The organism is Mesorhizobium sp. B264B1B (genome assembly GCF_020165765.1).
Lineage (GTDB): Bacteria > Pseudomonadota > Alphaproteobacteria > Rhizobiales > Rhizobiaceae > Mesorhizobium.
In genome coordinates this window covers 188,474-215,067 of the sequence record NZ_JAIUIS010000006.1, presented here as the reverse complement: position 1 = coordinate 215,067, position 26,594 = coordinate 188,474, and the positions used below count along the sequence as shown (strand labels likewise).

Sequence of the window (26,594 nt, the reverse complement as noted above, 5' to 3'; positions counted from 1 at the left end):
CAGGCGTTACAGTATGAGTTTCTAATGTGTCGACTGTCAATTCACCCGTAGCCTTTGCCTTACATTGAACAGGACGGCAGCCAGGGCAAACAGCAACATGATCAGCATTCCGTTAATGCGCAGCTGGCCGGCGGACACGACCGCTTGCCGCGAGATTGGCACACGGACGTCGATGGCCCCGCGCGCGTCGATCGCCAGCGCATCGACGATGCGCCCCCGTGGGTCGACAACCGCCGAGATGCCGTTGTTGGCCGCACGCAACAAGGGCAACCCGTTCTCCACCGCGCGAATCTGAGCCTGCCTGAAATGCTGATAGGGACCCGGCGTATCGCCGAACCACGCATCGTTGGTAACGTTGACAATAAGCTGCGCTGACGTTGCGTCAACCGCCACCAGTTCGGGAAAGATCACTTCGTAACAGATGAAGGGCAAGGCGCGGACGCCATCCGGCAGCGTGATCGCATGCCGCTCATTGCCTGCCGTGAAGGTCACCGGGCCAGCGACCAGTTGTTCGATGCCGAAACGATCGAGCAGGTCGGCGAAAGGCAGGTATTCGCCGAACGGCACCAGATGGACCTTGTCGACGGCGTCAGCGATTTCGCCCTTGTCGTTGATCGCCACCACGGAGTTGTAGTAGCGGCTGCCGGCACCGGCCGCCGCACCGCCTTCCTCGCGCACGACGCCGGCGATCAGCATCTGGCCGGCGTCCAGCATGTCGCCCAGTGCGGTCAAAGCGTCCGGCCGCTCGGTGAGGAGGAACGGGACCGAGGTTTCGGGCCACAGGATCAGTTGCGGCTTTTCATGGCCGGGGTCCGGCGCCTTGGCCGACAGGCCTATCAAGGTGGCGAAGATACGGTCGCGCACCGAGGCGTCCCACTTTTCCGAAAGGTCGACGGCCGGCTGGACGATGCGCACATCGATCGTGCGGGCCTCAGGCGCGGCCGGAGCGTTGAGCCTGAGATAGCCGAAGCCGGCATGAGCGGCCACGAGCACGACAAGCAGCGCGACGCCAAGACGAAGATGCGTGCGCGCCGCCAGCAGCGCCGGCAGCGAGAAGACGAACACGGCGAGCACGTTCATGCCGACCATCCCGGTGACCGAGACGCTCTGCATCAGCAGGGGCACCGGCATCGCCGCGTAGCCGATCGCGTTCCAGGGAAAGCCGGTGAACAGGAAGCCGCGCAGCCACTCGGCCAGCCCGAAGGCGGCGGCCAGGGCCGCGATGCGGCCGATGTCGTTGCTCCACAGGAGCCGGGCGACCATGGCCGCAAAGCCGTAGAAGAAGGCCAATGCAAAGGGGATGCCGACCACCGCGAAGGGCAGCGCCCAGGCGAAACTGTCGGCCTCTACAAGCAGCGCCGATCCGATCCACCACAGGCCGGCGAGGAAATAGCCGAAGCCGAACCACCAGCCGACGGCAAAGGCCGGCCGCAGCCGCGCAAACAGGCTGCCCGAGGCCTCACCGGTCGCCCCGTCGAGCAGCCAGACCAGCAGCGGAAACGAAATGAAACAAGCGGCAAAGAAATCGTACGGCGCCTGGCCGAGCACCGCCAGGGCGCCCGCGAGGAACGCCACGAGCGCACGCCGCCAACCCCAAAACAGAATTATCCGGCCGGCCAGGCGGTTCATGCATTGTTCCGAGTCGTGCGAATCACGGCAGCAGATTTATCAGGCCGCGGCCTGCGCTCCAAACTTCGGGTGGTCTGCCGTGAAACCCACTCACCACTGCTGGAGCGCATCGCGTTTGAACTGATCAGACGACACGCCTTAGGTCTTTGTTTTTGTGCATGTCCTCCTCCCAAAACCGAAGTTATTTAGGGCGACATGGATCAGCGGTGCCACCCTTCTATGCGCACGTCGCCGAGCCGTTCGGCCTCTTCCAGCGGAACGGAGCGGATGGTCTGGGTGAAGGTCCAGACATGGCCCTCGGGATCGCGCGCCCGATACTGGCGCTCGCCGTAGAACTGGTCCGCCGGCTCCTGGATTATACCGGCACCCGCCGTCCGCGCCTGCTCACAATGTGCATCAATGCCGTCTTTCAGCCTGACATAGACCGACTGCGTGTTCTTGCCCGAGACCGAGGCCGGGCTGGCGACGTAGTCGCTCCATTCGGAATCGACAATGATGTAGCAGTCGCCGAACCGCATCTCGGAATGGACGAGCTTGCCGTCGGCATCGCTGACCACCATGCTGCGCTCGAAGCCGAAAGCTGCCTCCAGCCAATCCAGCGCGGCCTGCGGATCCCTGTAGAACACGCCGGATCCCAAGGCGGCGTGCTTGAAGGGGTCTTCGGTCATCCGCAGGCGCTTAAGCCTGCTCGGTGCGCGCCGCGGCGCGGCGGCGACGTTCGCCCTTCTGGTTCTGCACGATGCGCACGCGCTTGACGCGGCGCGGATCGGCGTCGAGCACATGGAACTCGAAGCCAGGGATGGCCTGCACCACCTCGCCGCGCGCCGGCACCCGGCCAAGCGTGTTGAAGATCATGCCGCCGATGGTGTCGACATACTCGCCATGTTCGCCGGCGGCGAAATCCCCGCCGATCATCTTGGCGACCTCGTCGATCTCGGCCTTGCCGTCGACGACGAACACGCCTTCACCGGTCTGGGTGATCATCGGCTCGTCGTCGTCGTGCTCGTCCTCGATGTCGCCGACCACCATCTCGACGATATCCTCGAGCGAGACGAGCCCGTCGGTGCCGCCATACTCGTCGATGACCAGCGCCATCTGCGTGCGGGTCGTCTGCATGCGGCCCATCAGATCGGAGGCCAGCATGGACGGCGGCACGAACAGCACCGGCCGGATCAGGTTCAGTTCGCCTATGGTGCGCGAGAGATCGACCTGGGTGAGGTCGAGAACCGTGGCGGCGGGTGTCTTCCTGGTCGCCCGGCCTTTCCTGACGCGCGCAATCTTGGTGATATGGGCCAGCACGTCGCGGATATGGACCATGCCGCGCGGGTCGTCGAGCGTCTCGGCATAGACCGGCATGCGGGAATGGCCGGACTGCTCGAACATGCCAAGCAGATCGCCAAGCGTGGTCGTGATCTCGACCGCCTCGATGTCGGCGCGCGGCACCATGACGTCCTCGACGCGCACCTCGCGCAGCCGCAGGATGTTGTTGAGCATGGCGCGTTCGCCCGGCGAAAAGGATTCGACATCGCTCGTCGTCTCGGCGAGCGCGCCGGCGATCTCCTCGCGCAGGCTGGTTCCGTTGCGTTGCCTGAACAGGCCCAGAACGCGGTTGAACAGGGAAGGCCCGGCAGGCGACGGCTCACCGGCGACGCTGCCGGTGTTGGCAACACCAGGGGTAACGGTACTCGGACTTGATCCCTCTTCCGACGTGTCGGAAGCCTTGGTCGCACTGCCGGCGTCGGGGCGGACGGCAGTTTCAGGTTTGTCGTTCATCTTCGTCCGTCAATTGGTTAGAAGTAGTTACGCGTAGGGATCGGGAATGGCAAGTCTGGCGAGCGCGGCGCGCTCGACGGCCTCCATCTCCTCGGCCTCGGCATCGGTCTCGTGATCATGGCCCATGAGATGCAGCAGGCCGTGGATGACGAGATGGGAAATATGGTTCTCCAGCGGCTTGTCTTCCAGTCCCGCCTCGCGCGCCACCGTCTCCGCGGCCAGCACGACATCGCCGAGCATCGGCGGCAGGGGACCGCCCTTGGGGAAAGGAAATGCCGGAAAAGACAAGACGTTGGTCGGCTTGTCCTTGCCGCGCCAGCCGGCGTTGAGCGCCTGGACATGGGCATCGTCGGAAAAAACGACGCTGAGTTCGGAACGGCCAGCCGCACCCGTCTCGGCGAATGCAGCGGCGGCGGCGGCGGCGACCAGCCGGACAAGCTCGGCTTCGTCCGGCCAATGCCCAGCCTCGACCGTCAGATCAATGTCGACGGGCAGCGGCGGAGCCAGCCCGTTCGGCGTTTCGGGCTCAACCATGAGGTCGCTCGATCAAATCAGCCTTCGGTCCCCAGGCCGCGGGCGAGCTTGCCGTCACGGTCGTAGGCCTTGACGATCTCGGCGACCAGAGGATGCCTGACGACGTCGCCTTCATTGAAGCGGACCGTCACCATGCCGGTCACACCGTCGAGGATCCGGAGCGCCTCGACAAGGCCGGACTTGGTGTTCTGCGGCAAATCGATCTGCGTTGGGTCGCCGGTGACGATCATGCGCGAATTCTCGCCCAGACGGGTCAGGAACATCTTCATCTGCATCGGCGTGGTGTTCTGCGCCTCGTCGAGGATGACGGCGGCATGCGCCAGCGTGCGGCCGCGCATGAAGGCGAGCGGTGCGATCTCGATCACCTCGGCGGCGATGGCGCGTTCGACCTTGTCGGCCGGCATCATGTCATAGAGCGCGTCGTAGAGCGGCCGCAGGTAGGGATCGACCTTCTCCTTCATGTCGCCCGGCAGGAAGCCCAGCCGCTCGCCGGCCTCGACGGCAGGCCGCGACAGCACGATGCGCTCGACCATGCCGCGTTCGAGCAGCATCGCCGCATGCGCCACCGCCAGGTAGGTCTTGCCGGTACCGGCCGGGCCGATGCCGAACACCAGTTCCGAGCGCTCCAGCGCCCGCATATAGGCGTCCTGCGTGAGCGAACGGGCGTAGATCGTCTTCTTGCGCGTCGATATCTGGGCGGCCGAAACCTTGCCCTTGCGCTCCAGCGTCGGCAGCGTGAGCTGGTCATCGGCGGCGACCGCCATGCGCACGGCGCCGTCGACATCGGACTGGCCGATATCCACCCCCTTCTGGAGAATGCCGTAGAGATTGTCGAGCGCCCGGCGGGCCTGCTCGGCGGCGGAAGCCGATCCCTTGATGGTGAGCTGGTTGCCGCGCGAGCGGATGTCGACGCCCAGTTTCTGCTCGAGCCGGGCGAGGTTCTCGTCGAACTGGCCGTAGAGGGCGCTGGCAAGCTTGTTGTTGTCGAAAGTCAGTACGATGTGCGCCATGTCAGAAGCCCCAGATGCCGGTACCGGGGGCAGGTTCTTCAGCTCCGCTGCGCTCAACCGTCTCTCCTCATCTGCCGAGGTCATCAGACCAATTCGGCGAACAGGCTATTGTAACCCGTCTTCGTGATTCGCACCTGGATAATGTCACCGATTTCGCCGGCCTTTTCATCAACAATAACGGGCTGAAGCCAAGGTGAGCGTCCGACCTTCTGGCCGGCCTGGCGACCTGGCTTCTCGATCAGCGTATCTATGGTGCGGCCGACGAGACTCAAGCCGAAATCCTGCTGCTGCTTCAAAAGCAGCGCCTGGAGCCGCTGCAAACGCTCGTCCTTGACCGCTTCCGGCACATGGCCGGCCATCTCGGCGCCCGGCGTGCCGGGGCGCGGCGAATATTTGAACGAAAAGGCCGAGGCGTAGTTCACCTGGCGCACCAGCTCCATCGTCGCCTCGAAATCCGTCTCGGTCTCGCCGGGGAAACCGACGATGAAATCGCCCGACAGCGCGATATCGGGCCGCACGGCGCGGATGCGGTCGAGCAGCGCCAGATAATCAACCGCCGTGTGCCTGCGGTTCATCGCCTTCAGGATGCGGTCGGACCCGGATTGCACCGGCAGATGCAGATACGGCATCAGTGCCGGCAGGTCGCGATGGGCCGCTATCAGCTCGTCGTCCATGTCGCGCGGGTGGCTCGTGGTGTAGCGCAGGCGCGCCAGCCCGGGAATTTCGGCCAGCCTGAACAGAAGGCGGCCAAGGCCCCATTCCTCGCCGTTTTCGCCTTGTCCATGCCAGGCATTGACGTTCTGGCCAAGCAGCGTCACCTCACGCACCCCGGCTTCGGCCAGGCGCTCGGCTTCGGCGACGATCTGTGCCACCGGCCGCGACACTTCGGCCCCCCTGGTGTAGGGCACGACGCAGAAGGTACAGAACTTGTCGCAGCCCTCCTGGACGGTGAGAAAGGCGGTGACGCCGCGCTTGATCACCTCGGCGCGCTTCGGCTGCGGCAAGTGCTCGAACTTGTCCTCGATGGCGTAGTCGGTCTCGACGATCTTCTCGCCGCCGCGCACCCTGGCCAGTACGTCCGGCAGCCGGTGATAGGTCTGCGGGCCGATGACCAGGTCCACGGCGGGCGAGCGGCGGATGATCTCGGCCCCTTCGGCCTGCGCCACGCAACCGGCGACGCCGATTAGCAATTCGCGGCCGGCGGCGGCGCGTTCGGCCTTCATCTCGCGAATGCGACCGAGCTCGGAATAGACCTTTTCAGCCGCTTTTTCCCTGATATGGCAGGTGTTTAGCAGCACCAGGTCGGCTTCGCCGATGGTCTGCGTCGCCGTGTAGCCGTCGGCGGCCAGCGCATCTGTCATGCGCTGTGAATCATAGACGTTCATCTGGCAGCCATAAGTCTTGACGAAGACCTTTTTCGCCGCCGCGGAAATTACTGCCTGCTCTCCAGCCGCAGTCCCGATGTCGTCGCTTTCAACCGTGTTCAAGTCCATCCGGCGGCTTCTAACGCCTTTCCGCGACAAAAAACAGACGATTCTGCCTGGGGGCCTTCGGGATTCAGCGGCTCGGGCGCGGCGCGGCCAGTGCCGCCTGCATCATTTCGCGCACGCGGCTTTCCATCAGCTTCGCCGTTTCCTTCCGGTTCGACCCCTTGGCGAAGGCAATCGGTTCGCCGAAATGCACCTCGACATCGAGCGCGCCTTCCGCCATCAGCACTTTGAGATGCGGCATCAGATCCTCGTCGCCGATCCACGCCGCGATCGGCCGGTGCCGGCGGCCGAGCGGCACGCCATGCAGCCGGGTATAGGCGATCGCTACCGGCTGGATGAAGACCTGCTCCGCCGCGCCCTCCGAAATCGCCATTGAGGCGGCACCGAACAGCGTGCTCTTGAAGGGCAGGACGATGTTGCCGTCGCCCGTCGAGCCTTCGGCAAACAGCACCATGGCATCGCCCTTGGCCATGCGGTTGGCGATCTCGCTCGCCTGGTCGCCGGACGAGCGCTTGCGCTCACGCTCGATGAAGAGGGTACGCTGCAGCTTCGACAGCATGCCGATCAGCGGCCAGCCTTCCATGTCGGCCCTGGCGATGAACTTCACATCGGCAAACGAGCCCAGCACCATGATGTCGGTCCAGGAGATGTGATTTGAGGCAATCAGCAAGGGGCGGCGGTCGGACATCGTGCCGTTCACATGGATGCGCATGCCGAGCGCCCTGACGATCAGCCTGTGCCAGATCTTGAGGATGAAGGTTTCCGGCCACCAGCCGGTCTTCATCGACAGGACCTGCAAAGGCACCAGGATCAGCGAACCGGCGACGACCAGCCCTATCGCCAGGAAAACCCTGATTTTTCCGATCATCGCTCCACCCCGAAACCCTGGCTAGCGAAGATCGCGGCGCATGACAAGCGCGCCGGTCGGGCCATGCTCGGGCGACCTGTAATAGTTGGGGCGCTTGCCGACCTCGCGGAACCCAAGACGCCTGTAGAGGGCGATCGCAGCGACATTGGTCTCGTCGACCTCGAGGAAGAGCGCTTCGGCGCGCTGCGCGTGCAGTTCGCGCAGCACCGCGTCCATCAGCTGCCAGCCGAGCCCCTGGCGGCGATGCGACCGCGCCACCGCGACGGTCAGGATCTCGCCCTCGCCGGCCGCCAGCCGGGCCAGCACGAAGCCGACCGGCGGCTTGGCGCCCTGCCCGGTTTCGCGCGCGGCATAGCCGAACACGGTGTCCTGTTCGAGCAAGGCCGCGAACTCGCCATCGGTCCATGGGCGGACGAAGTCCTCGCGGTGCAGGAGCGAGACCGCCGGACTGTCGGTGGTCCTGAGCGGTTCGAGCGCGTAATCGCGGCGGCGCGGCTGGAGAAAAGGTATGCGCATTATTTCCCTTGCCTGGAAAGTATGAACCCGGCCTGCGGCTTGGCGTCGGCGCCGCGCAGATAAAGAGGTTTCGGCCTCTCGCCCTCGCCCTTGGCGGCCGCCAGGCGGGCGTAAGTGAGAATGTCCGCGGTCGCCGTCTCGGGTCCGATGTCGAAGGCGCGGCCGGCGGATGCCGCGATCCGCGTCGCGGCGGTTCCGGCGAGCACCGAAGACCGCTCGTTCGCCATGGCCACGGCATCCGCCAGCGTGACCACGGCCGGACCGTAAGTCAAAACCGACATTTCATCATAGAGAGCGGCATGGATCTCCTCGCGGCCGGCATCGAGCGCGACCAGCACGGCGCGGCCGGGAAATGCCCCTGCCGTCTCGGCCGCCAGCGCCTCGAGCGTCGTCACGCCGATTGCAGGCACCTTGAGCGCCAGCGCCAGGCCACGCGCCGTGGAAACCCCGACACGCAGACCGGTGAAGGAACCGGGGCCGACGGAGACGGCGATGGCGCCAAGGCCGGCATAGGCGGTTGCGCCGGCCTTCAGCGCCTCGGCGATGACTGCCATCAGATGCTCGGCATGGCCCTTGCCTAAATCGAGCACCGCGCGGCCGAGTTCCTGCCTCGCCACGGCATCATAGACGCAGGCGGCGCAGAGGTTGGCGGCACAGTCGATGGCGAGCACTTTCATGAAACGACCGGTTCGAAAAACAATTCCCTGTGCCTGCCACAGCGCGCCACCGCAAGGGGAAAGCGCATAATTTCTTAAGCGGCTTCGCTCCGACGCAGCGGGAAGGTGTCTATGCGGCCGGCTCTATGCGCAGCATATGGTTGTCCCAGACGTAGTACGGTTCGGACCGTGTCGCGCCATTGCATTCGACGATTTCGCCGGCTCCGGTGGTGGCCATAAAACCCGTCCCGTCGGGCGCCACGCCACAGACCTCGACGAGCGCGCTTGACGAGACGAGCCGCCCGCTCGCCGCCTCGATCACCACAAGCGAATTGCCTTCCGGCGAAGAGACGGCGACGGTGCCGGCAGCCGGATTGGCGGCGACGGAACCGATATAGTTGCGGAAGCCGGACAGGACATCCCGCGGCATGTCGAGGAGCTGCAAATCCTTGCCGCGCGCCGCGCGGCCGATCAGCAGCGGACGGTCGGTGCCGGGCCCCCTGTACTGGCAGCCGAACCAGACGGTGCCGGTCTGGTCGGTGTCCATGTGGCGGATCGACAGCTGGTGCAGCGCCGCCGGCAATTCGTGCTTCTCGACCAGATCGCCGGTGACACGGTCGATGAGCACATAGGATGGCTTCATGGTGGCGATGTTGAGCTCGGCGCGGCCATAATCGGGATGAGTCTCGATGCCGCCATTGGCAACGGCGATCGTCCTGCCGTCGCCCAGGAGCAGAAGCTCGTGGGGTCCCATGCCATAGGTCGGGAATTCACCAAGGCGCTTGAATTTCGCCCGCGCGTCGTAGACGCCGACGACGCCGGCCGCGTTGTCGAAATCGTTCTCGGTGGCATAAAGCAAGGCGCCGTCCGGGGAGAACACGCCATGGCCGAAGAAATGTCGGCCGGTGATGCTGGCGATGGTCAGCGGTTCATCGCGCCCGGCGTGATCGAAGACCACGGCGAAGGTGCCGGGCTGGCGGGCGAACACCACTGAGCGCTTCGATATGGAATCGAAGGTGACGTCGTGGCCGCGGTCGGGCAAGTCGATCGCGTGCAGGAGCTTGCCGGCCTCGGACAGGATTGCGGCGCCATAGCTGCCGTCGCGCTTGACGAAGGCGGTGGCGAAGACGGCATCGGCGGCAAGCGTATTTGCCCAGGCCGGCGGCGCCATCGCGGCGGCAAAACCGATGCCCGCGGCTCTCAGGAAATCGCGACGGTCAATGAAGGAGGTTTTCACGCTCAGTCCCCATCCAGCGAGGAAAACCCGGCGGTCAGGCCGAATTCGGCGGTCAGCCTTGTGCCGAACAGGGTCGACAGGCTGGAGGTGATCAGCGCGAAATGCTCGAGCTTTTCGCGCAGCGCCGGGTCGGCGAGCGCCTTGTCGATCGGCCCCTGCACCGACTTCGCGGCGGCGAAGCCGTTGAGCAGCTGGATGTGGATCGATTCCGCCATCCAGCGCGCATCGGGCGGCAGCGCATCGCCGAGCTTCGAGGCCTCGAACAGCCCGTCGATGCCGGCAAGGTTTCCAGCCAGCGAATTGGTGGTGTTTTGCGAACGCCAGTAGATCGCCTGTTTCGGCTTGTCCGCCTCCGGCTTGCCGCCCAGGAAGCCTTTCAGGCGCACGTCGCGAACCATGTCCAGCTCGTTGATGAAGATGCCGACCAGTTCCGTCGCCGCTTCTGTGCCGTCGCGATAGAGCGGATTCTGCGGCCCCGGATTGGCCCAGAGCGCCGCAAAGCCGTCCGGCTTGTTCCAGGCGTCGGCGACATCGCCGGCCATGGTTTCGATGTTGCCGGCAACCGCCGCACCATAGGCGCAGCGATAGGGATCGTTCTTGCCGGCAAGCGCATCGGCGCCGTCACCGTAGAGCACGAATTCCAAGGCGCCGAGCCCCTGCATGGCGACGCTCTTGCCGGAAAGCTGTGCCGGATCGGTGGCGCTCGGGTCTTGGGCGGCCAACGCGGCCTGCACCTGTTTCAGGCCGATGCTTTTGCGATCCGGCCAGAACAGCATTCGTTCCAGCCGATTGTTTTCCTTGACCGGGCCGAACCCGATGATCTCGGCCGACGACCAGGCATCCACCGTGCGCGAGAATTCGGCGCGTGCCGCATCGAGATCGCCCTTTGAGGGTTTTTCGCAAAGCGCGTGCATCGCCTTGTTCAAGCCCGCCGCGCGGTCGTGCAGACTGGCGTAGGCCGGCCGGACAAAGCCGTCGATTGCCCGCTGGATGACGTCGGTGGCCTTCACAGCCGCCGATGCGGGGCTGACACCCAGCAAGGCCAGAGGAAGAAGGATTACCAGCGCGGAACGCTTCAACATCACAGGGACTCCAGGAATTTGACCAAGGCATCGCGGTCGGCCGCATCGGCGGCGGCGAAGCGGTCGCGCGATTTCTGGCCCTCGCCGCCATGCCAAAGAATCGCCTCGACCAGGCTGCGGGCGCGGCCATCGTGCAGATAAAAATTGTTGCCGTTGACCGTTTCGGTGAGGCCTATGCCCCATAGAGGCGGCGTGCGCCATTCGTTGCCCGTCGCCTCGCCCACCGCCTGGCCGTCGGCAAGGCCGGGACCCATGTCGTGCAGCAGGAAGTCGGAATAGGGCCAGATAAGCTGGAAGGCCTGCGCCTTGTTGGGCGCGTCGCGGCGGGTTACGAATTTCGGCGCGTGGCAGGAAACGCAGCCGATCTCGTAGAACAATTTCTTGCCGGCGAGCACATCAGGGGCGCCGAGGTCGCGGCGTGCCGGCACGGCCAGGTTCTGCGAATAGAAGGTGACGAGGTCCATGACCGGCGCCGGCGCCTCGGCCTGACCGAGCCGCTCCTGCACGCCATCCGGCATGGCAAAGCAATCCTTCTCGGCGGCGGTGCAGTCGCCCCAATGTTTGGGCTCCTCCGGCGTCGAGATGCCGATGTCGCCGGCAAAGGCATCCGCGGCCTGCTGGCGGATCGACGCGGTCTGCGCCTTCCAGCCGAAACGACCAAGGGTGAGCTCGCCGCTCATGCCGTCGCGCACGATGTTCGGCCTGCCGGAAATGCCGTCGCCGTCCCGGTCGTTCGGATCGGCATGGGCGAGTATATCAGCGGGCGCGATCTGCTCGATGAGGCCAAGCCCGATCATCGGCGGCGTCAGGCGCGGCGACAGCGTGGTGCGCGGATCGAGCGGGCCGTAGGCCAGATCATCGACCGCGTAAGTGGGCTTGCGCAGCGAAACCACGGTGCCGTCGCCGAGCCCGACTTTTTCCTCGCTGTAATCGACGCGCATCCGGCCCTCGCCGCGCAGGCCGGGGACGGCAAGATCCTGCAGCTGCGAACCGTAGACCGGATCGGGGATGTTGAGCAGCCTGTGGTCGGCAAGCCCAGCCTTCTCCTCCTCGGTGCTCGCCTCTCGCGCCAGCCGCAGGAACATCGACGTGCTGCCGGTGCCTTGCGGCGGACGGCCGCGGCCGTCCTTCAGATGACAGTTCTGGCAGGCGCCTTCGTTGAACAGCGGTCCGAGCCCGTCGGAAGCCTGCGTCGAGGACGGCGACGAGACCCAATTCTTGCGGAACAGGGCGTTGCCCAGCTTGAAGGTGCCTTCTTCCTCGAAGGTGATGTTGGCCGACGATTGCGAGAAGGAATCGCGGTTGACGTCCTTCCTGGATGTGCCGGCGCCGCCTTGCATCAATTCGAACTGCTCGGGTTTCGAGAAGTCCTTGGTCGGCCTGGTAACGGCTGTGACGCGCGCCTGATCCTTCGGGCTGAGGTCGGTGCGCGTGGCGGCGAAATTGGCGGGCTGCTGCGAGCCGGACCCGCCCGTGGCGAAGGCCAAAAGGATGATGGCGGCCGAACCGGAAAGCACGACGCTTCCCGGTTTTCTGTTTGACGACAGCCCTTTGGCCCGCCGCCAGCGGCGCAGCAATGCTAGGGTGCGCCGCATTCCCGCATGCCCTTACTCCGCCTCGTCCGCCGATGCGGCATTGAGCTGGCCGTATTTTTCCTCGCCGATCGAGGCAAGCAGATCGAGCTGCGTCTCGAGGAAGTCGATGTGCCCCTCCTCGTCGGCCAAGAGTTCCTCGAACAGTTTCATGCTGACATAGTCGCCGGCTTCGTTGCAGACCTCGCGCGAGCGCTTGTAGGCGGTGCGAGCGTCATACTCGCCGGCAAGGTCGGATTCGAGCACTTCCTTCACGTTCTGTCCGATACGCAGCGGCGCCACGGACTGCAGATTGGGGTGCCCTTCCAGGAAGATGATCCGGGCCACGAGCTTGTCGGCATGGTGCATCTCCTCGATCGATTCGGCGCGTTCCTTCTTGGCGAGCTTGGCGTATCCCCAGTCCTCCAGCAGACGGAAATGGACCCAATACTGATTGACGGCACCAAGCTCCAGGAACAGAGCCTCGTTAAGCCGCTCGATGATCTGTGGTTCGCCTTTCATGGGTTCTGCTCCCGTATTGGACGCGCAGGCCTCTGACGCGATCCAGATGTGAAACGATGTCCACGCCGCTCGCCTGCGAGCGGGCGTGGTAGTTCTCGGTGACCCGAATGATCGCTTCGACCACATTTGGGAAGCAGCCGCAACAGCGACCGCGCTTGTGCATGGCGTGATAGACTTTTGCCGGCACGATGAGCTGCCAGGGATCCTGGTCCAGCAGCCCGACGATCGTCTGCTCAATCTCCTTCTCGGTGATGATGTTGCAATGGCAGATCAGCATAAACTTGCTCGGATGGCTGACGGCGCCTTCCGCGCCGTGTGGCTTGACTCTATCTTCCCCGCGCCGAAGCCCTTTGTGACTTCGGCCCGGGCTTCCAGGCTTCGACGCTTACTGGAACACCTTGTCCGGCGCATCGAGGCTGTCTGAACCCTCAAAGGCGATGGCGTTGAGCTTCAGCGCGCCGACGGCGCGTTCGACCGATTTGGTCTGGTCGATCAGTGCGTCGATTGCCGCCTGCACCGTGGCGTTGCCCTCGGTGTTGCCTTCGGCGATCTGCTGGTCGTAAGCCTCGCCGCCTTCGGCGCGGGCCTTGATCGCCTCCATCTTGGCGACGGTGACATCGAGCTTGTCTGACAGTTCCTTGTCGATGGCCGGATCAGCCGCCTTGACCATGTCCGCCACCGACGGCCCTGAAATAACGGTGCCGTCCAGCCTGGTGTAGCTGGCGTGATAGTCGGCGCGGATGCCGACGGCGTCATAGAGATGGGAATTGTAGGTGTTGTCGGAGAAGCAGTCATGCTCCTCTTCCGGATCGTGCAGCAGCAGGCCGAGTTTCATGCGCTCGCCGGCGAGTTCGCCGTAGGAGAGCGAGCCCATGCCGGTGAAGATGGCCGAAATGGCGGCGTTCGGCTCGCCGTCGACCAGGTTCTTGCGCGCAGCGCCGCCTTCCTTCCAGTCGCCGACCATCTCCTGGAGGTCGGACACCAAAAGCGTGCTGGCTGACTTCAGATATTCCGCGCGGCGGTCGCAATTGCCGCCGGTGCAGTTCTTGAGATCATAGTCGGTGTAGGGGCGCTCGCCGGCGCCCGGTCCGGTGCCGTGCAGGTCCTGGCCCCAGAGCAGGAACTCGATGGCATGGTAGCCGGTGGCGACATTGGCCTCCACGCCGCCCACCTCCTGCAGCGTGCCGGCGAGGAATTCCGGCGAAAGCTTCGAGGCGTCGGCCTTCTTGCCGTTGATCTCGATCTCCTTGTTGGCGATCACATTGGCCGTATAGAGCGAATTCGCGTCGGATTCGGTGCCGTAGCTCTTGGCGACATAATCGATCAGGCCTTCGTCCAGCGGCCAGGAATTCACCCTGCCTTCCCAGTCGTCGACGATCTTGTTGCCGAAGCGGTAGACCTCGGTCTGCTGGTAAGGAACGCGCGATGCCTTCCAGGCCTCGCGGGCGGCATTGAGCGTCTCGGCCGAAGGCTTGGCCAGCAGCGCGTCGACCGCCTTGTCGAGCGCCTGCGCGGTGGTCAGCGAATCCTCGTATTTGGCAAGCGCGATGTCGGCATAGGTCTTGATGACCGCCTTGGGATCGCTCTCGGCTTTGGCCGGCAGCACGAACACCGCCGCCGTCAGCAGCGCCGTGGCCCCGATCGCCGCAAGCCTGCTGCCATGTCGTGCCGTCATTATCGCTCTCCAGTTTTTCGGGAATTTTGTGAACGGCGCGCGCGACAACCGGCGCCAGGCCATGTGCAGGCCGTCATTCGCGGGGCATGCCGCGCTGTCGCGCGGGTCGAAGAAGAAAGACACCAAAATGCCTCCAATCGAAAGGGTTCAAGGCCCAGACATCAAAGGGATGCGCCGATGCGCGAGGCCCCATAAAGCTTCAGGACCGATGGAAGTCAACGAAAATCGACAGGAAAACTCAATCGAAACAACAGTTTAGAATTATTCTAAACTGCAATAGTCAACTTTAGCCGCCTGCCCCGTGTGCCGACTTCATCGCCGAACTGTCCGATTGACAGCCGCCGTTCCGGGTGCGACCCGCAAATGCCCCCTTGCGGCGGCGCCAGACAATTGCCACGTGGCGAGACATCCTAAAATCAAGTTCGGGATCGGAATGCGATGAAGAACGGCGTGGTCATTGTCGGTGCGGGACATGCGGGCGTGCAGGCGGCGGCAAGCCTGCGCGAGGACGGTTATGACGGGCCGGTGATCCTCGTCGGCGATGAGAACGAGCTGCCCTATCACAAGCCGCCGCTGTCGAAGACCTTCATCAAGGATGCCGAGGCCAAGCCACAACCCTTGCGTGGCGAGGCATTTTACACCGGCAGCGCCGTCGACTACCGGCCGGGCGTTCGGATCGACCGCATCGATGCCGGACGTCGCCGTTTGGAGATATCAGGCGGCGGCGAACTTGCCTTCGATCATCTGATCCTCGCCACCGGCTCGCGCCCGCGCCTGCTGCCGCTGCCCGGCGCGGATCTGTCCGGTGTAGTGTCGCTGCGCTCGCTTTCCGATGCGCGGCTGATCCGGGACTTGAGCACACGGAGCGAAGACGTCGTCATCCTCGGCGGCGGCTTCATCGGGCTGGAGATCGCGGCGACGCTGCGCGCGGCCGGCCGCACCGTAACGGTCGTGGAAGCGGTCGACCGGCTGCTTGGCCGCGCCGTGGCGCCGATCGTGGCGGGCCATGTCCGCCAGCGGCTGGAAGCGACCGGCGTGCACATTCTAACCGGCACCACGATCGCAAGGCTCGAAGGCGAAAACGGCCATGTCACGGCCGCGATCACCTCGTCAGGCGAAAGGCTGCCGGCGCGCATGGTCGTCGTCGGCATCGGCGCCGTGCCCAATGTCGAACTGGCCGGGGAAGCCGGCCTCACCATCGCCAACGGCATTCGCGTCGACAACCAGATGCGTAGCTCGGTGCCGGAAATCCTCGCCATCGGCGACGCCGCCTCCTATCGGCATTGGTTCACCGGCGGCGACGTGCGGCTGGAATCGGTACAGAACGCCACCGACCAGGCGCGGCTTGCCGCGCGCACCATAACGGGCCATGCCGACGCCTATTCGGCCGTGCCCTGGTTCTGGTCCGACATCGGCGACATGAAGCTGCAGATGGTCGGCCTGACATCCGGCGGCGACAGCCATGTCGTGCTGGGCGATCTCGCCGACAACAAGTTCTCGATCTACCACTATGCCGCAGACAGGCTGCTCGGCATCGAATCGGTCAACCGCCCCGGCGACCACATGCTCGGCCGCAAGATGCTGAGCGCCGGCTTCTCGCCGGCGCCGCAGACGGTGGCTGCGGGGCCGGACGGACTGAAAGCGGCGCTGGCCGCGTTCCAGAACAAAGAGTCAGCCGAGGCCAGTGCCTAAGATTGCCAATTTTTGTCATAGACTATAAAATGCCTGAATGAGCACCATGAACATCTCCCTGCCGGAAAGCTTGAAGCATTTTGTCGATCAGCAAGTGACCGATCGCGGCTATGGCACGAGCAGCGAGTATGTGCGTGAATTGATCCGCCGCGATCAGGATCGTCAGCTTCTGCGCGGCTTGCTCCTTGAGGGCGCATCGTCCGCCCCGGGCGCTCCGGTTGACGACGACTATTTCGCCGCGCTGCGGAAACGGGCGCAGGGCCAATAGAGTAAGTGCCCATAAAGGCGATCATTCCTCGAAAACTAGCCCTGCGGGATGTCGAGGATGCTGTCGATTACTATACGCGAGAAGCTGGTTCGCGCGCGGCATTGGGCTACATCGAGGAGCTTCAAAACGCCTACAAACTGCTAGCCAGCCATCCGGCATCGGGCTCTCTGAGATATGGCTACGAAATTGGATTGCCTGGTCTGCGTAGCGTGCAAGTCAGGCGCTATCCATACCTGATTTTTTATCTTGAACAGACCGACCATATCGATGTTTGGCGGGTGCTGCACGCCAAGATGGACATTCCAGCCTGGTTACAGAATCCGAGCTCCTGACGGCACGTTCACCGGGTCCGGTGTAAGCCGTCAGGAGAAATGGGCGCCGCCCTTTCAGGCAGCGCGAACCTCGCGGATCGAGCTTTCCAGAATGTCGAGCGCCTCATTCATGATGCCGTCCTGGATGGTGAGCGGCGCCAGGAAGCGGATGACGTTGCCGTGGACGCCGCAGGTGAGCAGGATCAGCCCCTTGTCGAGTGCCTTCAGCCTGACCGCATTGGCCATCTCCGCCGATGGCAAGCCCTTCCTGACGTCGTTGAACTCGACCGCGTTCATGAAACCGGGGCCACGGATGTCGACGATTTCCGGGACGTCGTCGCGGATCGATCCCAGGCGCTGCTTCAGCCTGGCGCCGAGCGAGTTGGCGCGGTCGCACAGTTTCTCTTCCTCGATCACGTCAAGCACCGCATGCGCGGCGGCAACGCCGATCGGGCTGCCGCCATAGGTGCCGCCCAGCCCGCCGGGGCCAGGCGCATCCATGATCTCGGCGCGGCCGGTGACCGCAGCCAGCGGAAAGCCGCCGGCCAGGCCCTTGGCCATGGTGGTGATGTCGGCGGTCACTTCATGATGCTCCATGGCGAACATCTTGCCGGTACGGGCGAAGCCGGTCTGCACCTCGTCGGCAATGAGCAGGATGCCGTGCTGATCGCAGATCTTGCGCAGCGCGGTCATGAAATCGCGCGGCGCTTCGTAGAAGCCGCCCTCGCCCTGCACCGGCTCGACGATGATGGCCGCGACCCTGGCCGGATCGACGTCGGCCTTGAACAGGCGATCGAGCGCGGCAAGCGAATCGGCCACCGACACGCCGTGCAGCGGCACCGGGAACGGGGCGTGGAAGACGTCGGCCGGCATGGCGCCGAAGCCGACCTTGTAGGGCACGACCTTGCCGGTCAGCGCCATGCCCATGAAGGTGCGGCCATGGAAGCCGCCGGCAAAGGCGATGACGGCCTGGCGGCCGGTGGCATTGCGGGCGATCTTGATGACGTTCTCGACCGCCTCGGCGCCGGTGGTGACGAAGATTGTCTTCTTCTCGAACTTGCCCGGAAGAATGCCGTTCAGCCGTTCGGCCAGCCTTACATAGCTCTCATAGGGCACCACCTGGTGGCAGGTGTGGGTGAAGCGGTCGAGCTGCGCCTTGACCGCCTCGATGACCTTGGGGTGGCGATGGCCGGTGTTGACGACGGCGATGCCGGAGGAGAAATCGATGTAGCGGCGGCCCTCGACATCCCAGATCTCCGAGTTCTCGGCCCGGTCGGCGTAAATCTGCGTGGTCATACCGACGCCGCGCGAGATCGACTGGCTCTTGCGTTCGGAAATGGCTGAGTTCTTCATGATGTCCCTCATAGGGCCGGCGCCCGTTCTGCTTGATCAGATGTCTTCTGGGCTTATTTCATGCTTCCTCAAGTCGGCACCGCCGGCAGGCGATTGGGCCTGAGGTATCGGGCCTGACCAGCCGGCGATATCCCTACCAGGCAACGGACTGCGTTGAAGGGTTCGGAGCCCTCGCGGCGCGCTGTTGAGGATCATTGAGCGGAAAAACCGCCTGTGCGGCGGGTCCCTGGCGCAACTCAGCACCATATCCAAATATCTATCATAGTTGCCTTCACCTCGTCAAGGAAAAAATTCCTATCACGAAAAGCTGCCCGGCCGGGACTGGCCGTCGTCAGGCCTTTGCAAACCCGAGTCGGATGCCTGACACGGGTACGAGTCCGGTTTCCTTTTTCGGGAGATCGACTATCGTGCCGGGATCCGCGAGGCATCGCGATCGGCGAGCGGCCTGCGGCTGAGGGAGCCCATGAGCAGGAACGCGACATCGTCCGTCTCGCCGCCATCGGTCAAACCTTCCAATTTTTCGACTTTTTCCATCGGCGTAGCGCTTTTCACTTGCACGGCCGCCCTGCTTTTGGCCGGCTGCCAGAAACAGGAAGCGGCCGAGAAAAAGCTGCCGATCATGGTGCGCACCGAGACCGTGGCGATGGCCGACTATGCGCCGAGAACCGCGCTGACCGGGGTGATCGCGGCGCGCACGCTGAACAATCTGTCGTTCCGGGTCGGCGGCCGCGTCGCCGAACGGCTTGCCGATGTCGGCCAGCATGTCGACAAGGGCGCGGTGCTTGCCCGCATCGACCCGCAGGAGCAGGAATCCGATTTGCGCTCGGCGCAGGCCGATCTCGACGCGGCGCAAGCGCAGTTGACCCAGTCCGCCGCCGCCTTCGAGCGGCAAAAGACGCTGCTTGCCCAGGGTTACACCACCAGGCGCGACTATGACGCCGCCGATCAGGCATTGAAGGTGGCGCAAGGCAGCCTCGACGCGGCGCAGAGCGCGCTCGCCAATGCCAAGCAGAACCTGTCCTTCACCGAACTCAAGGCTGGCGCCGCGGGCGTCATCACCGCCCGCCAAGTCGAAACCGGCCAGGTGGTGCAGGCTGCGCAGACCGTCTTCACCGTCGCCGAGGACGGCGACCGCGACGCGGTGTTCAACGTCCAGGAGACGTTGGTCGCCAGGACGCCGACGTCGCCGGCGGTGACGATCACGCTCCTGTCCGACCCGCAGATCAGGGCAACGGGCAAGGTGCGCGAAATCTCCCCGGCGGTCGATCCGGCGTCGGGCTCGATCCGGGTCAAGGTCGGCATTGCCGATACGCCCGCCGGCATGCCGCTGGGCGCGGCCGTCATCGGCTCGGTCGGCGCCAAACCGGCCAAGGCGATCCTGCTGCCCTGGCAGGCATTGACGTCCAGCGCCGGCAAGCCGGCGGTCTGGATCGTCGATCCCTCGACCGGTACGGTGACGATGGCACCGGTCGAGGTGCTGGCTTTCAATTCCGGCACCGTCGTCATCGCCAGGGGATTGGAGGAGGGCCAAAGCGTCGTCACCGCGGGCGGACAGCTGCTCAGTGCGGGTCAGAAAATCGAGATATCGGGAGCGGGCCAATGAGCCGGCTGCCGCGCCTCCTGCTTGGCGTGATCGCGCTTGGCGCGCTCGCCGCCTGCTCGAAATCGGAGGAGAAGCCGCCGGAGATCATCCGCCCGGTGCTGTCGGTGGTGGTCGAGCCGCGCACCACGCAGGTCTTCGGCTTCGCCGGATCGGTCGAGCCGCAGGTCAGCGCCGATCTCGCCTTTCGCCTGCTCGGCCGGGTCGTGTCCCGCGACGTCAATGTCGGCGACATCGTCAGCAAGGGCACGACGATCGCGGCACTGGACCCGACCGCATTGGAGCTGTCGGTCCAGGCGGCCAAGGCCGAGCTCTCCAATGCCGAGGCACAGTTTGCCAACGCCGCCGCCAGCGAGGAGCGCCAACGCCAATTGCTTGCCAGCGCCAACACCACGCAAGCCGTGTTCGATGCCGCGCAGCAGGCGAGGAAGGCGGCCGAGGCCAGTGTCGAGCGGGCCAAGGCCTCGCTGGCCAAATCGCAGGAGCAGCTCGGCTATGCCAGGCTGTTCTCGGATTTCGACGGCGTCGTCACCGCTGTCGGCGCCGAGGTCGGCCAGACGGTCTCCCCCGGCCAGACGGTCGTCACCGTGGCGCGCTCGGACCCGCGCGAAGCGGTGGTCGATATTCCCGACCAGTTGACCGGCGATCTCACGGCCGGCACGCCGTTCCAGGTCATCCTGCAATCGCTGCCGACGATCCGGACCGAGGCCAAGCTGCGCGAGATCGCGCCGCAGGCCGAGGGCTCGACGCGCACGCGGCGCGTGCGGCTGACGCTTACCGATCCGCCGCAGGCCTTCCGGCTCGGCTCGACCGTGACCGCAACGCGCATGACCACGGTGGAGCCGACGATCGAACTGCCGCTGTCGGCGCTCTTCCAGAGGAACGGCTCCGACAGGGTGTGGATCGTCGATGCGCAGACATCGAGCGTGAGCACGCGCGAGATCAAGGTTGCCTCCAGGAACGGCGGAACCTTCACGGTGGCTCAGGGACTGGAAGCGGGAATGCGCGTCGTCACCGCCGGCGTCCACAGCCTGACCGAAGGCCAGAAGGTCAAACTGCCCGCGGGAGGGGCCTCATGAAGGGCTTCAACCTCTCCGACTGGGCGCTCAACCACCGCTCGATGGTCTGGTATTTCATGCTGGTCTTCGTTGCGGCCGGCATCTTCTCCTACCTCAACCTCGGCCGCGAGGAAGACCCCGCCTTCACCATCAAGACCATGATCATCCAGGCCAATTGGCCCGGCGCTTCGGTCAAGGAGACGGTGCAGCAGGTGACCGACCGCATCGAGAAGAAGCTCGAGGAACTCGACAGCCTCGACTACACCAAATCCGTCACCACAGCCGGCCAGACCGTCATCTTCGTCAACCTGAAGGACACTACCAAGGCGCGCGACGTCGTGCCGAACTGGATTCAGGTGCGCAACATGGTCAACGATATCAAGGCGCAGTTCCCGCAAGGCGTCCAGGGACCGTTCTTCAACGACCGTTTCGGCGACGTCTACGGCAACATCTATGCCTTTACGTCGGACGGGCTGACGCCGCGCCAGCTGCGCGACTATGTCGAAGATGTCAGGACAAAAATCCTGACCGTGCCGAATGCCGGCAAGGTGGACCTGGTCGGTGCCCAGGACGAGGCGATCTATCTTGAATTCTCGACCCGCCAGATCGCGGCCCTCGGCCTCAACCAGCAGGCGATCGTGGCAAGCCTGCAGGCGCAGAACGCGATCACGCCGTCGGGCGTCATCCAGTCCGGCCCGGAACGCATCAGCGTACGGGTCGGCGGCCAGTTTACCTCCGAAGAGAGCCTTCGCGCCATCAATCTTCGCGTCAACGACCGCTTCTTCCGGCTGAGCGACGTGGCGACGATCACGCGCGGCTATGCCGATCCGCCAACGGCACTGTTCCGCTTCAACGGCCAGGACGCGATCGGGCTTGCCATCGGCATGAAGCCCAACGCCAATCTGCTCAAATTCGGCGAGGCGCTGCATGAGGCGATGAACAAGGTGCTGGCAGACCTGCCGGTCGGCGTCGGCGTGCATCTGGTCGCCGACCAGCCGGTCATCGTCGAAGAAGCGGTCTCGGGCTTCACGCGCGCCTTGTTCGAGGCGGTGGCCATCGTGCTGGCCGTGTCCTTCATCAGTCTCGGCATGCGCGCAGGCTTCGTCGTCGCGCTGTCGATCCCGCTGGTGCTGGCCATCACCTTCACGGTCATGTCCTATCTCGGCATCTCGCTCCAGCGCATCTCGCTCGGTGCGCTGATCATCGCGCTCGGGCTTCTGGTCGACGACGCGATGATCGCGGTCGAGATGATGGTGGCGCGGCTGGAGGTCGGTGATAGCCTGCGCAAGGCGGCGACCTATGTCTACACATCGACCGCCTTCCCGATGCTGACCGGCACGCTGGTGACCGTCGCGGGCTTCATTCCGATCGGCCTCAACAACAGCGCCGCCGGCGAATACACCTTCACCCTGTTCGTCGTCATCGCCGTGTCGCTGCTGGTGTCGTGGATCGTGGCGGTGCTGTTCGCGCCGCTGCTCGGCGTCACCATTCTGCCGGCGACGATGAAGACGAAGCATCACGACCAGCCGGGCCGCTTCACCTCGCTGTTCCGGCGTGCCCTTGTCGGCTCGGTGCGCCATCACTGGCTGACCATCATCGCCACGGTGCTGTTGTTTGCCGCGTCGATCGCCGGCTTCGGCCTGGTGCAGCAGCAGTTCTTCCCGCCATCGGACCGGCCGGAGCTGATCGTCGACTGGAATCTGCCGCAGAATTCCTCGATCGCCGACACGCGCGAGCAGATGGAGCGGTTCGAGCAGCGGGCGCTGGTCGGCAATCCCGACATCGACCATTTCTCGTCCTATATCGGCCAGGGCGCGGTGCGCTTCGTGCTCGCCTATGACGTGCAACCGGCCAATCCCTATTTCGGCCAGACGGTCATCGTCACCAAAAGCATCGAGGCTCGCAACCGGGTGAAGCCGGCGCTGGAAAAGCTGCTGCGCGAGGAATTCGTCGGCACCGACGCCTTCGTGAAGCTGCTCGAACTCGGACCGCCTGTCGGCCGCCCCGTGCAGTACCGCGTCGGCGGGCCCGACATCCAGACGGTGCGCGCGCTGGCGCAGCAATTCGCCGGCGTCATCTCGGCCAATCCCAAGCTCGCCGCGCCGACCTTCGACTGGAACGAGCCGCAGCGCGTGCTCAGGGTCGACGTGCTGCAGGACAAGGCGCGGCAGCTCGGCATCACCTCCTCCGACATCGCCAGCGCGCTCAACAGCACCGTCGGCGGCGCCACCATCACGCAAGTGCGCGATGCCACCTATCTGATCAATGTGGTGGCGCGCTCGCGCGAGGCCGAACGCGGTTCGATCGAGACGTTGCAGAACATGCAACTGCCGACCAGCACCGGCGAGGCCATCCCGCTCGCGGCGGTGGCCAACTTCCGCTACGAGCTCGAACAGCCGACGGTGTGGCGACGCGACCGCATCCCGACCATCACGGTGCGGGCCGGCCTGGTCGGCGACGTTCTACCGGCAACGGTGGTCAACGAATTGAAGCCTTCGGTCGATGCCTTCATCGCCAAGCTGCCGCCGGGCTATTCGATCGAGACCGCCGGCTCCGTTGAGGAAAGCGCCAAGAGCCAGGGGCCGATCGCGGCCGTCGTGCCGCTGATGCTTTTCGTGATGGCAACCATCCTGATGGTCCAGCTGCAGAGCTTCCAGCGCCTGTTTCTGGTCGTTGCGGTGGCGCCGCTCGGGCTGATCGGCGTGGTGGCGGCCCTGGTGCCGAGTGGCGCACCGCTCGGCTTCGTCGCCATCCTCGGCGTGCTCGCCCTGATCGGCATCCTGATCCGCAACTCGGTCATCCTGATCGTGCAGATCGAGGACCTTGTCGCGGAGGGCAAGGACCGTTGGGCCGCCGTTATCGAGGCGACCGAACACCGGATGCGGCCGATCGCGCTGACGGCCGCCGCCGCCAGCCTGGCGCTGATCCCGATCGCGCGCGAAGTGTTCTGGGGACCGATGGCCTACGCGATGATGGGCGGCATCATCGCGGGTACTGCGATCACGCTGCTGTTCCTGCCGGCGCTTTATGTGACGTGGTTCAGGATCAAGGAGCCGAAGCGAGGGCAGGAAAGCACTGCGCCGGCCGATGATGCCATCCCGGAAAGCGGCAGGGCCTGAAGACAAGGGGCGATCAGCGTCGCGTTGAAAGTTCAGCTACACCCTCACAAACCCGTCGCTGGCCCGCAAGAGATTGCGCGTGTAATCCTTCGTCACGCGCCGCTCGACCAAGTCACCCGCCGTCAAATTCTCCACCGCCTCGCCGCTTTGCATCACCATCAGGCGCTCGCACATATGGGTGATGATGGCGAGGTCGTGGCTGACCATCAGGAAGGTCAGCTTGCGCCGCCGGCGTACTTCCTCGAGCAGGTTGAGCACCTCGGCCTGCACCGAGGCATCGAGCGCCGAGGTCGGCTCGTCGAGCAGCAGGACCGACGGTTCGAGGATCAGCGCGCGCGCGATCGCCACGCGCTGGCGCTGGCCGCCCGACAATTGATGCGAGTAGCGGAAGCGGAAGCCGTTGCCGAGGCCGACCTCGTCGAGCGCCCGCTGGATGCGCTTTTCGCCGTCGGCAAAGCCATGGATGGCGAGCGGCTCCTGCAGCAGGCGGTCGATGGTCTGGCGCGGGTGCAGCGAACCGTACGGATCCTGGAACACCATCTGCACTTCGCGGTAAAAGGCCTTGTCGCGGCGCGCGCCGAGCTTCTTGCCGTTGACCGTGATGCTGCCCGAAGCGACCGGCGCAAGGCCGGCGATCGCCCTGAGCAGCGTCGATTTGCCGGAGCCAGATTCACCGACCAGGCCGAAGGATTCGCCCGGCTGCACGTCCAGGCTGACGCCCTTCAGTGCGCGAAAGCGGTCGAAGATGACCTCCAGCCCGTCGACGGCAATTGCTGACGTCATGCCGCCCACTCCGGCTTGCGGTCGAGCACCGGCAGCGGGTGACGATCGGCGCCGATCTTGGGCATGCAGTTGAGCAGGCCGCGCGTGTAGGGATGCTGGGCGCGACCGAGTTCGGAGGCCTTGAGCTGCTCCACCACCTTGCCGGCATACATGACGATGACGCGGTCGCAAAAGGACGAGACCAGGCGCAGATCGTGCGAGATGAAGATCAGCCCCATGCCGCGCTCGCCGACCAGCCGGTCGAGAATGCCGAGCACGTCGAGTTGCACGGTGACGTCGAGCGCCGAGGTCGGTTCATCGGCGATCATCATTTCCGGCCCGGCGATCAGCATCATGGCGATCATGGCGCGCTGGCCCATACCGCCGGAGACCTCGTGCGGATGCAGGTCGAAGACACGCCGGGGGTCGCGGATCTGCACCGCCTCCAGCATGGCCAGCGCGCGCTCCCGCGCCTCGGCCTTGGAGACCTTCTCATGGGTGCGCAGCGTCTCGACGATCTGGCGGCCGATGCTCATCACCGGGTCGAGCGAATATTTCGGATCCTGCAGGATCATGGCGATGCGATTGCCCCGCAGCGCGCGGCGCTCGCGCGCCGAGACGCCGAGCAGGTCGAGGCCGTCGAAGGCCAATTTATTGGCTGATATCCGCGCCTGTGGCGGCGTCAGCCCCATGATGGCACGGCCGGTCTGCGACTTGCCCGAGCCGCTCTCGCCGACAATGCCCAGCCTTTCGCGGCCGAGCGAGAAAGAGACGCCGCGCACCGCCTCGATCAGCCCGGTGCGCGTCGGGAAGGTGACGCGCAGATCGTCGACTTCGAGCAATGCGCGTTCCGGCCGTGTCCTCGTTTCGCCGTTCATTGGTCGCCGCTCCGCGGGTCGAGCGCGTCGCGCAGGCCGTCACCCAGCAGGTTGAAGCCGAGGCTGACGATCAGGATGGCGAAGCCCGGCGCGCCGGCCACCCACCATTGGTCGAGCACGAAGCGGCGGCCCGAAGCGATCATCGTGCCCCATTCGGGCAGCGGCGGCTGCGCGCCGAGGCCGAGGAACCCGAGGCCGGCGGCGGTGAGGATGATGCCGGCCATGTCGAGCGTCACGCGGATGATCAGCGAGGAGATGCAGAGCGGCATGATGTGGCGCAGCACGATGCGGAAGGGCGAGGCGCCCATCAGCTCCACCGCCTTGATGTAATCGGAATTGCGCACAGTCAGCGTTTCGGCACGCGCGATGCGGGCATAGGGCGGCCAGGAGGTGATGGCGATGGCGAGCACCGCGTTCTCGATGCCGGGGCCGAGGGCCGCGACAAAGGCCAGCGCCAGGATCAGCTTGGGGAAAGCGAGGAAGATGTCGGTGATGCGCATCAGTATGGCATCGGTCCAGCCGCCGGCATAGCCGGCGACGGTGCCGACCACGAGGCCGATGGGGGCGGCGATGATGGCGACCAGGATGACGACGTACAGCGTCCAGCGCGAGCCGTAGAGAATGCGCGAGAGGATATCGCGGCCGAGATCGTCGGTGCCGAACCAGTGCTCAGCACTTGGCGCCAGCAGGCGCGCATTCTTCAGATCGCCGAAGGTCGGCGAATAAGGCGCCAGTACCCCTGCAAGGGCGGCAATGACCAGCAGCGCGATGATGATGAGCAGGCCGAGAAAGGCCAGCCGATTGGCGGAAAAACGCCGCCACGCGACATAGGCACGGCCGAGCCTCGCCTGCATGCGCGAGGCCGGCCGCTCGCTGAGCAGCCAGTCGCGGCGGGAGAGGGGGGCGGCGTCGGAGGCGGTCATGACGATGCCTCTTGGCGCTGTCGGCCCCCACTCCGGTCTGCTTCGCAGACCAACTCTGCCCCGTTCG

General features: G+C 64.9%; 26 protein-coding genes. 6 read left to right on the top strand and 20 right to left on the bottom strand.

The window, feature by feature from the left end; genetic code table 11:
- Positions 1-36 precede the first annotated feature (36 nt).
- The 15 genes from lnt to LB547_RS14720 all read right to left on the bottom strand — a co-directional run bounded on the left by lnt (position 37) and on the right by LB547_RS14720 (position 14,563).
- Positions 37-1,629, bottom strand: a complete 1,593-nt coding sequence (lnt, locus tag LB547_RS14790) for an apolipoprotein N-acyltransferase (protein WP_140496802.1) — start codon at positions 1,627-1,629, stop codon at positions 37-39.
- A 200-nt stretch (positions 1,630-1,829) separates the two neighbouring features.
- The gene (locus LB547_RS14785; protein ID WP_140523867.1) at positions 1,830-2,297 is read right to left on the bottom strand and encodes a VOC family protein; all 468 of its coding nucleotides are present in this window, start codon (positions 2,295-2,297) and stop codon (positions 1,830-1,832) included.
- A gap of 10 nt (positions 2,298-2,307) precedes the next feature.
- Complete coding sequence (locus tag LB547_RS14780; RefSeq protein ID WP_140513164.1) at positions 2,308-3,402, bottom strand: hemolysin family protein; 1,095 nt, start codon at positions 3,400-3,402, stop codon at positions 2,308-2,310.
- 27 nt (positions 3,403-3,429) lie between these two features.
- Positions 3,430-3,936, bottom strand: a complete 507-nt coding sequence (gene ybeY, locus LB547_RS14775; protein WP_140759452.1) for an rRNA maturation RNase YbeY — start codon at positions 3,934-3,936, stop codon at positions 3,430-3,432.
- 17 nt (positions 3,937-3,953) lie between these two features.
- Complete coding sequence (locus LB547_RS14770; protein ID WP_224518987.1) at positions 3,954-4,946, bottom strand: PhoH family protein; 993 nt, start codon at positions 4,944-4,946, stop codon at positions 3,954-3,956.
- Between the two features lie 83 nt (positions 4,947-5,029).
- Positions 5,030-6,439: a tRNA (N6-isopentenyl adenosine(37)-C2)-methylthiotransferase MiaB gene (miaB, locus tag LB547_RS14765; protein WP_140559676.1), complete on the bottom strand. Its 1,410-nt coding sequence runs from the start codon at positions 6,437-6,439 to the stop codon at positions 5,030-5,032.
- 64 nt (positions 6,440-6,503) lie between these two features.
- On the bottom strand, positions 6,504-7,304 hold the full coding sequence (locus LB547_RS14760) for a lysophospholipid acyltransferase family protein (protein ID WP_140759449.1): 801 nt from the start codon (positions 7,302-7,304) through the stop codon (positions 6,504-6,506).
- 21 nt (positions 7,305-7,325) lie between these two features.
- A complete protein-coding gene (gene rimI, locus LB547_RS14755; protein WP_140496816.1) occupies positions 7,326-7,820 on the bottom strand; it encodes a ribosomal protein S18-alanine N-acetyltransferase in 495 nt (164 codons plus the stop codon).
- Entirely contained in the window at positions 7,820-8,497 is a 678-nt protein-coding gene (gene tsaB, locus LB547_RS14750) for a tRNA (adenosine(37)-N6)-threonylcarbamoyltransferase complex dimerization subunit type 1 TsaB (protein ID WP_140759446.1), read from the bottom strand. The genes rimI and tsaB overlap by 1 nt, the downstream gene beginning before the upstream one ends.
- 109 nt (positions 8,498-8,606) lie before the next feature.
- Positions 8,607-9,713 (bottom strand): DUF1513 domain-containing protein, encoded by a 1,107-nt coding sequence (locus LB547_RS14745; protein ID WP_140759443.1) that lies wholly within the window; start codon positions 9,711-9,713, stop codon positions 8,607-8,609.
- A gap of 2 nt (positions 9,714-9,715) precedes the next feature.
- Complete coding sequence (locus LB547_RS14740) at positions 9,716-10,795, bottom strand: imelysin family protein (protein WP_140759439.1); 1,080 nt, start codon at positions 10,793-10,795, stop codon at positions 9,716-9,718.
- Positions 10,795-12,390 carry a di-heme oxidoredictase family protein gene (locus LB547_RS14735; RefSeq protein ID WP_140759436.1) on the bottom strand — a complete coding sequence of 532 codons (1,596 nt, stop codon included), beginning with the start codon at positions 12,388-12,390 and terminating at the stop codon, positions 10,795-10,797. The genes LB547_RS14740 and LB547_RS14735 overlap by 1 nt, the downstream gene beginning before the upstream one ends.
- Before the next feature lie 12 nt (positions 12,391-12,402).
- Complete coding sequence (bfr, locus tag LB547_RS14730) at positions 12,403-12,888, bottom strand: bacterioferritin (protein WP_140496826.1); 486 nt, start codon at positions 12,886-12,888, stop codon at positions 12,403-12,405.
- Complete coding sequence (locus tag LB547_RS14725; RefSeq protein WP_140496828.1) at positions 12,854-13,165, bottom strand: (2Fe-2S)-binding protein; 312 nt, start codon at positions 13,163-13,165, stop codon at positions 12,854-12,856. Before LB547_RS14725 ends, bfr begins: the two co-directional genes overlap by 35 nt.
- A 108-nt stretch (positions 13,166-13,273) precedes the next feature.
- Positions 13,274-14,563: an imelysin family protein gene (locus tag LB547_RS14720; protein ID WP_140759433.1), complete on the bottom strand. Its 1,290-nt coding sequence runs from the start codon at positions 14,561-14,563 to the stop codon at positions 13,274-13,276.
- Between the two features lie 438 nt (positions 14,564-15,001).
- On the opposite strand from LB547_RS14720, the gene LB547_RS14715 reads away from it, so the two are divergent.
- The 3 genes from LB547_RS14715 to LB547_RS14705 are packed head-to-tail and all read left to right on the top strand — an operon-like array spanning position 15,002 to position 16,855.
- Positions 15,002-16,255 carry an NAD(P)/FAD-dependent oxidoreductase gene (locus tag LB547_RS14715; RefSeq protein ID WP_140663989.1) on the top strand — a complete coding sequence of 418 codons (1,254 nt, stop codon included), beginning with the start codon at positions 15,002-15,004 and terminating at the stop codon, positions 16,253-16,255.
- 37 nt (positions 16,256-16,292) lie between these two features.
- Positions 16,293-16,523, top strand: a complete 231-nt coding sequence (locus tag LB547_RS14710) for a type II toxin-antitoxin system ParD family antitoxin (RefSeq protein ID WP_140496834.1) — start codon at positions 16,293-16,295, stop codon at positions 16,521-16,523.
- 11 nt (positions 16,524-16,534) lie between these two features.
- The gene (locus LB547_RS14705; protein WP_181167355.1) at positions 16,535-16,855 is read left to right on the top strand and encodes a type II toxin-antitoxin system RelE/ParE family toxin; all 321 of its coding nucleotides are present in this window, start codon (positions 16,535-16,537) and stop codon (positions 16,853-16,855) included.
- 54 nt (positions 16,856-16,909) lie between these two features.
- Here the strand turns inward: LB547_RS14705 and LB547_RS14700 are convergent, their stop codons facing one another.
- Positions 16,910-18,187, bottom strand: a complete 1,278-nt coding sequence (locus tag LB547_RS14700; protein ID WP_140496838.1) for a 4-aminobutyrate--2-oxoglutarate transaminase — start codon at positions 18,185-18,187, stop codon at positions 16,910-16,912.
- Between the two features lie 402 nt (positions 18,188-18,589).
- The gene (locus LB547_RS14695; RefSeq protein WP_224655874.1) at positions 18,590-18,808 is read right to left on the bottom strand and encodes a hypothetical protein; all 219 of its coding nucleotides are present in this window, start codon (positions 18,806-18,808) and stop codon (positions 18,590-18,592) included.
- On the opposite strand from LB547_RS14695, the gene LB547_RS14690 reads away from it, so the two are divergent.
- From LB547_RS14690 to LB547_RS14680, 3 genes are read left to right on the top strand one after another with little or no spacing between them, the layout of a single operon-like run.
- Positions 18,807-19,790, top strand: a complete 984-nt coding sequence (locus LB547_RS14690; RefSeq protein ID WP_224655873.1) for an efflux RND transporter periplasmic adaptor subunit — start codon at positions 18,807-18,809, stop codon at positions 19,788-19,790. The genes LB547_RS14695 and LB547_RS14690 overlap by 2 nt on opposite strands.
- Positions 19,787-20,866, top strand: a complete 1,080-nt coding sequence (locus LB547_RS14685; RefSeq protein ID WP_140556731.1) for an efflux RND transporter periplasmic adaptor subunit — start codon at positions 19,787-19,789, stop codon at positions 20,864-20,866. Before LB547_RS14690 ends, LB547_RS14685 begins: the two co-directional genes overlap by 4 nt.
- The gene (locus LB547_RS14680) at positions 20,863-23,964 is read left to right on the top strand and encodes an efflux RND transporter permease subunit (protein ID WP_140759427.1); all 3,102 of its coding nucleotides are present in this window, start codon (positions 20,863-20,865) and stop codon (positions 23,962-23,964) included. Before LB547_RS14685 ends, LB547_RS14680 begins: the two co-directional genes overlap by 4 nt.
- A 36-nt stretch (positions 23,965-24,000) precedes the next feature.
- Here LB547_RS14680 and LB547_RS14675 read toward each other — a convergent pair whose 3' ends face one another.
- From LB547_RS14675 to nikC, 3 genes are read right to left on the bottom strand one after another with little or no spacing between them, the layout of a single operon-like run.
- Positions 24,001-24,747 (bottom strand): ABC transporter ATP-binding protein, encoded by a 747-nt coding sequence (locus tag LB547_RS14675; RefSeq protein WP_140663997.1) that lies wholly within the window; start codon positions 24,745-24,747, stop codon positions 24,001-24,003.
- Positions 24,744-25,604, bottom strand: coding sequence for an ABC transporter ATP-binding protein (locus LB547_RS14670; protein WP_140759425.1), 861 nt, complete (start codon positions 25,602-25,604; stop codon positions 24,744-24,746). Before LB547_RS14670 ends, LB547_RS14675 begins: the two co-directional genes overlap by 4 nt.
- Complete coding sequence (gene nikC / locus LB547_RS14665; protein ID WP_140496850.1) at positions 25,601-26,527, bottom strand: nickel transporter permease; 927 nt, start codon at positions 26,525-26,527, stop codon at positions 25,601-25,603. The genes LB547_RS14670 and nikC overlap by 4 nt, the downstream gene beginning before the upstream one ends.
- Between the last annotated feature and the right edge of the window lie 67 nt (positions 26,528-26,594).